The sequence below is a fragment of the Streptomyces silaceus genome, from assembly GCF_001419745.1.
Classification (GTDB): domain Bacteria; phylum Actinomycetota; class Actinomycetes; order Streptomycetales; family Streptomycetaceae; genus Streptomyces; species Streptomyces silaceus.
Window position 1 is genome coordinate 1 of record NZ_LIRJ01000723.1, and the last position, 1,130, is coordinate 1,130.

A 1,130-nucleotide genomic window follows, 5' to 3' on the forward strand; every position below is an offset into this window, starting at 1 on the left:
AGGAGCTGACCGCCGTCCTGCTGACCCGGCACCGCGCCCTGCCCACGCTCAGCGAGTCCCTGCTCACCGCCGGGCCCTGCGGGGCGCGCCCCGAACGGCTCACCGCGCTGCTCGGCATCGGCCGGGCGGTCGACGCGGCGGGGCTGCTCTCCCGCGGTGAGCACGCCTTCCTGGAGCGGCAGTTGGAACTCGTCGTCCTGGCCGACCCGGCCCTGCCCGCCCGCGCGGCCCAGGAGGCGCTGCGCTACACCCCGCTCCCCGCGGCCCTGTGCACCGCGCGGCTGCCGCCGCAGGCGCTGGCACAGGTCATCACGGACCTGGAGGACTACCAGGACGGCGGCAGCGTACCGGCGGGGACGCCGCGGGTGCCCGCGCTCGTCCATCTGGTGGAGTTCATCGCCGCGGCCGTCGGCGGCCCCCTCGGCGAGCGGCTGGGCCGCTGGAGCGAACGGGTCTGCGCCCGCCTCGGCGTGCACCCCGCCGCGCGCGACCAGCGCAGGGCCGACGCCGCGCACTGGGCGGGCGCGCACACACCCCCGGTCACCCGGCTGCTCGCCCGGCTCACCCGGAGCGAGCCGGAGGGCGAAGGGACGGAACGGGCCGAGCGCTACCGTTGCAGGCTCTGGCAGCAGCACGCGGACGGCTCGGTGCGCCGCCTGGAGACCACCGCCGGGGACGCGCCCCTGACGCCGGAGCAGGTCGGGGCGCTGATCCGTGAGGGCGCCGAACGGTCCGGTGACGAACTGCCCGCCGTGGAGATCGAGGTCGACCGGGCGGGGCTCCATCTGCCGGTCGACGAATGGGACGCGGGCAGCCCCAACGAGTTCGTGCCGAGCCTCCCGCTCGGCGCCTCCTTCCCGCTCACGCTGCGCTGCCCGGAGATGAGCCGCCGGGTGCCGCGCCGGGAGGTGGAACACCGCCGCCGTTGGGGCGACGGGCACGGCCGCGTGCTGGTCATCGACCCGAGCTGCGCGGACGGCCGGCAGGTCGCCGCGCTGCTCAACTCCAGCCACCGGGACGCCAATCACGTCGTCCTGCACGGCCCGCCGTCGCTCCGGGCCCAGCTGCTCGACCTCTGCCTGGCCCTCGGCGTCCCGGTGGTGCTGTGGGACCGCGAGGCCGAGGACCAC

At 76.9% G+C, this 1,130-nt stretch carries 1 protein-coding gene; it reads left to right on the top strand.

Annotated elements, in window-relative coordinates; translation table 11 throughout:
- On the top strand, positions 1 to 1,130 hold a 1,130-nt coding region (locus AOK22_RS39020), incomplete at both ends, for a VMAP-C domain-containing protein (protein WP_482255574.1).